The organism is Desulfocastanea catecholica (assembly GCF_054657295.1).
Genome location: NZ_BAAHYZ010000003.1, coordinates 287008 through 293007, shown reverse-complemented (window position 1 = coordinate 293007; position 6000 = coordinate 287008). Strand labels below are relative to the sequence as shown.

At 50.0% G+C, this 6000-nt stretch carries 4 protein-coding genes and 1 pseudogene; 3 read left to right on the top strand and 2 right to left on the bottom strand.

All coding sequences use genetic code 11. From position 1 onward, the window contains the following. Both ACYQ8U_RS04745 and ACYQ8U_RS04740 read left to right on the top strand, forming a co-directional pair. A pseudogene (locus ACYQ8U_RS04745) lies at positions 1-660 on the top strand (hypothetical protein); the annotation flags it as partial. 94 nt (positions 661-754) lie between these two features. Then, positions 755-1144, top strand: a complete 390-nt coding sequence (locus ACYQ8U_RS04740; RefSeq protein ID WP_459944366.1) for a sensor histidine kinase — start codon at positions 755-757, stop codon at positions 1142-1144. 24 nt (positions 1145-1168) lie between these two features. On the opposite strand, the gene ACYQ8U_RS04735 is transcribed toward ACYQ8U_RS04740, so the two are convergent. Further along, the gene (locus ACYQ8U_RS04735) at positions 1169-3958 is read right to left on the bottom strand and encodes a PAS domain S-box protein (protein WP_459944365.1); all 2790 of its coding nucleotides are present in this window, start codon (positions 3956-3958) and stop codon (positions 1169-1171) included. A 144-nt stretch (positions 3959-4102) separates the two neighbouring features. After that, complete coding sequence (locus ACYQ8U_RS04730) at positions 4103-5164, bottom strand: PAS domain-containing sensor histidine kinase (RefSeq protein ID WP_459944364.1); 1062 nt, start codon at positions 5162-5164, stop codon at positions 4103-4105. Between the two features lie 379 nt (positions 5165-5543). Between ACYQ8U_RS04730 and ACYQ8U_RS04725 the strand changes: the two genes are divergently transcribed. After that, a complete protein-coding gene (locus tag ACYQ8U_RS04725; RefSeq protein WP_459944363.1) occupies positions 5544-5969 on the top strand; it encodes a hypothetical protein in 426 nt (141 codons plus the stop codon). Positions 5970-6000: the final 31 nt, after the last annotated feature.

The following is a 6000-nucleotide window of genomic DNA, read 5'->3' as shown; positions in this document are numbered from 1 at the left end:
TCTGAAATATTGCAGAGAACAGTCGACCTTGTTCCCCCTTCCCGGCAATATCCGGAGAGTACCTGTGCCCGGATATTGCTGAAGAACCGATCCTATACGAGCAAACAATTTATAAAAACCGACTGGGTGCAATCCTGGGAAATCAGGGTGAATATAAAACATTTTGGCGTTTTAGAAGTTTTTCTCCTTGAGGCTAAACCGGCAAAAGATGAAGGGCCATTTTTAATTGAAGAACGTCATCTGCTCAATGCTGTCGCCGAAAGACTCGGTCGCATCATTGAACGTAAACTGGCCAATGACGAACTGCAGAAAGCCCACGATGAACTGCAGGTGCGGGTAGCCGAACGAACAAAGGAACTTGCCGCGGAAAACCGGCATCTCTTGAACGAGATCAGGGAACGGAAAAAGGCAGAAGCGGATCTTCAGGAAAGTGCTGAGAAAATAAAACATTTTGCCTACTCAGTTGCCCAAGATCTGAAGAATCCAGCCATTGCCACCTATGGTCTGGCAAGAATTCTCAACAAAAAATTCAGCGATGCCCTCTCCGAGAGAGGAAAAATTATATGTGAGCAGATCCAGCGGTCGTCGGAGGATATCGCTGCTCTTGTGGAGAAAATCAATATATTTATCGCGACCAAAGAAAACTCCCCTGCACATTGAAAATATTTCTCTCAAAAATATTTTGCTCACACTTTATGAAGAATTTTCCAGCCAGCTTCTTCTTCGATCCGTTCGATGGTCTATTCCGGATAACATGCCTGACAGTATCATTGCTGATCGATTGGCCGTGACGCGCATCTACAGGAATATTATTGAAAATGCTTTGAAATACGGCGGCGACGGATTAGGCAAGATTGAAATAGGCTATCGGTTCACCGATGAGCTGCATATCTTTACTGTAGCGGATGATGGCCAGGGTGTAACAGAAGAGGTTTCCCGAGATATTTTCAATTGGTTCAAGCGTAAAAAACACACTTCGACACCAGAAAGCGGCGGTGCGGGAATAAGTCTGGCCATTGTCAGGGAGATCGCCGCCACGCTCGGTGGTGCAGTGTGGCAGGAGCCGGCCAAACCTAAGGGAGTCACTTTTTGTGTTTCACTCTCGCGTAGTTTGCTGCCAGGGGACATAACTACCCGGAATTGACAAAACAAAATTTTCCTGAACCGCTCAGCAGTTTCCGGGCCTGGTATCTTGTATTGATCGACTGAGCGCGTTGTGCAAATCAATCATTGTGTACGGTTTGTGTAAAAAAATGACAGGGTACTCTTTGTTGTCCTGGCCCATCACTTCCGGTCCCTCAAAGCCGCTGGAAAGAATGACCGGAAGGTCAGGTTCAATCTTTCGTAGAGCGGCAATGGTCTCCCAGCCATCCATGCCCGGCATGGAAAGATCGGTGATCACGCAACGGACCATGCCCCTATGTTGCCGAAGCAGTGCCAGGGCTTCGGTCCCGTCTGCAGCCGACAGGCTTGCATAACCGAGGCGTTTGAGCATGGCTTTGCCCATTTCCCGGACATCGGGTTGATCATCGACCAGCAAAACAAAACCGTTGTGCTCCAGATCAGGGGCCCTGTCCATGGTAAGAGCCTGCACGGGGATTTCTTCCTTGCAGAGCGGCAGGAGGACGCGGAAGGTGCTGCCGTGATCCTCTCGGCTGAGGACACTTATCGCCCCGTCCCAGGCCTTGACCAGGCCCAGCACCACGGATAAGCCGAGCCCTCTTCCGGTAAATTTAGTGGTATAAAAGGGGTCGAAGAGGTTTTCCATCTCCTCGGTACTCATGCCGCATCCGCTATCCGTCACTTCCAGAAAGGCATAGCTGTCGGCTCTCGGCTGCCACTCGCCGGGCATGGTAAAGCCTTGCGGGAGAATGTTCGCCTGCACTGTTCCTGTTGCAAGCCGCACCCTGCCTTCCTGTTCAGCAAGAGCTTCCGTGCCGTTGGTGAGCAGATGAAGTAAAAGTGTCTGCAGCTGGCTGGGATTGGCTAGAACGACCGGTCCTGGATTGAGAAGATCTGTCTGCAAAGTAATACCCTGGGGCAGGGTGGCTTCAAGAATCGGGAGATTCTGGCGACATGCCTCGGAGAGATCTATCTTCTGACTTCTGTCGATGCCCTGGCCGAGATAGGTTAGCATCAGGCCGCTTACCTCTGCGGCCCTGGTTGCGGCCTGCATTGCTGCAACCAGGTTCTGGCGATTTTTGGCATCAGCTGGCAGGTCATCCAGGGTAAGCTCCAGGTTGCCCAGCACCACGGTAAGTTGATTGTTGAAATGATGGGCAATGGCCCCGGCCATCCGTTTGAGGCTTTCCGCTTTCTGCAAGCGAATGACCTGTTCTTCACCTCTTTTTCGCTCGGTGATGTCACGACAGATGCTCATGATCGCCGGTTGGTCTTCCCAGGTTATCCTTCGGGCGTTGACTTCAATCGGCACAGTCGAACCATCTTTACGCTGATACACGGTTTCAAAGGTCATGTTTCCCTCCGCCATCACCCGTGCTACCTGGTCGAGGCTGTACAGAGATTCTTTCTCTGTCCGTATTCGATCGATGGTCATGGCCATCAACTCTGCGTGGGTGTAGCCGAGCAGTTCACAGGCCATCGGATTGATGGCCAGCAGATGGGACTGGGAATTGTAAATGAGGATGGCGTCGCCGGCATACTCAAACAGGAGTCGATGTTTTTCTTCACTTTTTCGCAGGGCCTGTTCCGCCTCTTTAAGGTCGGTCCTGTCGATGATAAACCCTTCGACGCCGACCAACTGCCCTTTGTGCATGACCGGATGAGCTGAAAAAGTATGGTAGCCGATGGAGCCGTCCTGACAACGGCGGGCAAGCTCGCCGGACGGGATGCGCGCTCCGCTGAGCAGTTTTGTCACGTTTTGCTGGGCCGTTTTAAGATCGACGTCCACCTGGGTGAGGGTGAAATGGCGACCGATAACCTCAGCTGGGGAAGCATATCCGTGCATTTTTAGCCAGGCAGTATTCACCTGTTGATAGATGCCATCGCGATCTAAACGAAAATAGCCGGTGTCGGTATTTTCTATAATTGTCCGAAAACGGTCCCTTGCCTCTGACAAGGTTCGGTTTAGCCTGACAATTGACATGTGTCGCCAGGTCAGCAGGCCAATCATCGTAACGCTAAAAAGGATACTCGTCGCGAGAATAACGCGATTGACGTTCCAGAAAGGTTGTGGTCTGCCGTACCATTTCTCGTAAATGTCTTGATATTCCGTCGTGGTCAGCAAGTGCCGCATGGCGGCGTCAAGTTTGTTGAATAATTCCGGGTTCCCCTTTCTGATGGCGATGCCGTGTTTCACTTCCTGCAGTGGCTTGCCGACAGTTTTAATTTTTTTCTCAAGACCCGAGCGCAGGGCCAGTTTCTTAATTAACTGTTCAGAATAGACCAGGGCGTCAATATCCCCCGATAATAAGGCCAAGAAACATTTTTCCACGGAATCATATACCTGCAGCTCTGATCCGCCTTGCTGCCGCATGAGAACCAGACCTTGGTTGTTGGTCACAACACCAACTTTTTTGCCGCCAAGGTCACTTGTCGCAGTAATGGACGATGCATCGCTGTGCACAAAGAGACTGATTCTGAAGGTTTCATAGGGGGCGGTGAAATCATAGAGAGCCAACCGCTCGGCGGTTATGCCCATATTGGGGGTGAGCAGCGCCTGTCCGGTGTCTAGCGCTGCAATTGCCTCCGGCCAGTCGTTGACCATTGCATAACGAATTTTAAGGTCACTCAAGGCGGCGACCCTGTTCATTATATCAATAGCAAAACCGGAAGGTTTGCCGGTTTTTTCATCGGTAAGAAATTGCGGTGGCCAGTTGCGCAGGGCGATGGCAGTAACTTCCTGCGGCTGATTTTTATCTGCAGAAAAAAGCTGTGGCGAAGAAAGAACGAGTGAGAAAAAAAAAGCGGCACCAAAAATGGTAACCAGAGGTTTCATTAACGACTCCGATCAGTGTATCAGTTTATTCGCTCCTGCGCTTTGTTTACCTGATGAATATACACCAGACAGGCTTTACCTCCATGTTCATGATGTAATAACCATGTTCATACAATAAACAATCTCCCTCCATCGCTGTCTGTATTAAAGTGCCGAAGGCGCCGCTGTGTCCTCTTTGGGCAGAGTGAAGACAAAATTGGGGTGACCCGAGGAGGATTCTTCGCACCATAAGTCGCCGCCGTGCCGTCGGACAAGTTCACGAATAACAGGCAGGCCGATTCCTGAACTCGTCTCGCTCTCAAACATCTCAAATATTGCGCTTCTCCTGTGCTCGGGAATTGACTGGCCGTTATTGAAAACGTTCAGATGATACATCTTGCCTTTGTCTTCAAAGCCATAGGCGATTGTCCCTCCTTTGGGCGTGTGCCGAATAGCGTTGGCCAGGAGATTGCGATACACGATGCCCAGCCAGTTTTTATTGGCCGAAACGAGAATTTTATTACCAGGTATGCCGCCGAGACGATTGTCGATAAAGATTTCTTTTTTTTCGATCTCCTGGGAAAATTCCGCCAGGATGGGATCAATGATATCCAGCCGGAGGTCAAGTGTTTCTTTCCGGCCGATGTGCACCTTCCCGTCAATGGAATTCATCACGCTTGATTTGGTCAGATAGTCGCCAATAATTTTTTCGAGGTTCAGCAGACGATTAAAGACCTCGTTCAGCGTCTGTTTGACGCTTTCGCTGACCTCACCATATCTTCCCCGGGCCAATAATTTGATGGTTGAGCCGATGGAGACAACCGGAGAGCGCATGTCGTGTGTGGCTATGGAGAGCATGCGTAAAATATGTTTCTCCAGTTTTTTGCGCCGGGTAATATCACGGGAAATACCGATGACGCCGATCGTTTCTCCGTCAATATCCTTCCAGGGAAATTTGGAAACCGAGAGCCAGGATTTACTGCCGTCCGACCGGGTCAGCTCTTCCTCCTTGTCAACGATCGACTCACCTGTTTCCATGATGAAAATTTCATCATCTCGGCATCGTTGAGCTTCTTCCACGGGCAGGAAATCAAAATCGGTTTTACCGATCATATCTTCCCATCGGGTACATGATTTTCTCGCCTTGGCTTCACTCACCAGGGTAAACCTGCCATCCATATCCTTGAAAAATATAGAGTCTGCTGAATATCGCAAAAGTGCCATCATCTCAGGACACCTTTGATGGAAATGGTTTGCCATATTTTTATTTTTCCCCCAGAATACATAGGCTTTTTTGAAACGTGTCATTACCTTAATGATATTGGAAAAATCATGAGTTGGCAAGGATTGGCAGATCGTTAAAAAAAATCCCGGCCACTTTGTCAAGGAGGATCTTTTTTGTCCCGGATAAGCTCGACATCGACCCGACATGGCTACGACATGCGGCTATCCGGGACCCTATTTCTCCAGATGTCTTCTACTCTTTCTGCGCATTGCCGATTATTAAGAGAAAAAGCAGGGGAGAAAGAAAAAAAATCTTTGCAAAACGAAGGGGCAGAAGAGGATCTTTAGCACCTGACAAACATTGAGTAAAGGAGTAGTAACCATGAAAAAGAAAATTACTATTTTTGCCATTATACTGTGTGTGGTTTCTACCTCCAGCGCATTTGCCCGGGGATATAACAACGTAAACCATGGCGGGCATCACTATAGATCAGACTATTACCAGCACCGGGGGGGTGGTGGCCATCGTAACAATGGGCTGGGGCTGGCGTTTGGTCTAGTCGGAGGTCTTCTGCTTGGATCGGCCCTGGTGTCTGCCGCGACACCTCCGCCAGGTCCGGTTGTCTATGGAGTGCCACATACAACATATCAGCCGTATCAGCCGGTAGTCGTTGCCCCGCCACCGAGGATCTGTGTTGAAGATCGAGTCGTCGGCGGCGAGTGGCAAGTGAGTAGATATGACGGTCGTCAAGTCTGGGTGTCGTTTCCGTACCCCGTGACCCAGAGAGTTCAAGTGCCATGTTATTGAAGAACGGCGATGCCGGGAGATCAGCTCAAGG

What these genes read in the sequence shown, in the direction of transcription:
- ACYQ8U_RS04740 (WP_459944366.1), top strand. Translation starts at nt 755, where the DNA reads ATGCCTGACAGTATCATTGCTGATCGATTGGCCGTGACGCGCATCTAC.
- ACYQ8U_RS04735 (WP_459944365.1), bottom strand. Translation starts at nt 3,958, where the DNA reads ATGAAACCTCTGGTTACCATTTTTGGTGCCGCTTTTTTTTTCTCACTC.
- ACYQ8U_RS04730 (WP_459944364.1), bottom strand. Translation starts at nt 5,164, where the DNA reads ATGATGGCACTTTTGCGATATTCAGCAGACTCTATATTTTTCAAGGAT.
- ACYQ8U_RS04725 (WP_459944363.1), top strand. Translation starts at nt 5,544, where the DNA reads ATGAAAAAGAAAATTACTATTTTTGCCATTATACTGTGTGTGGTTTCT.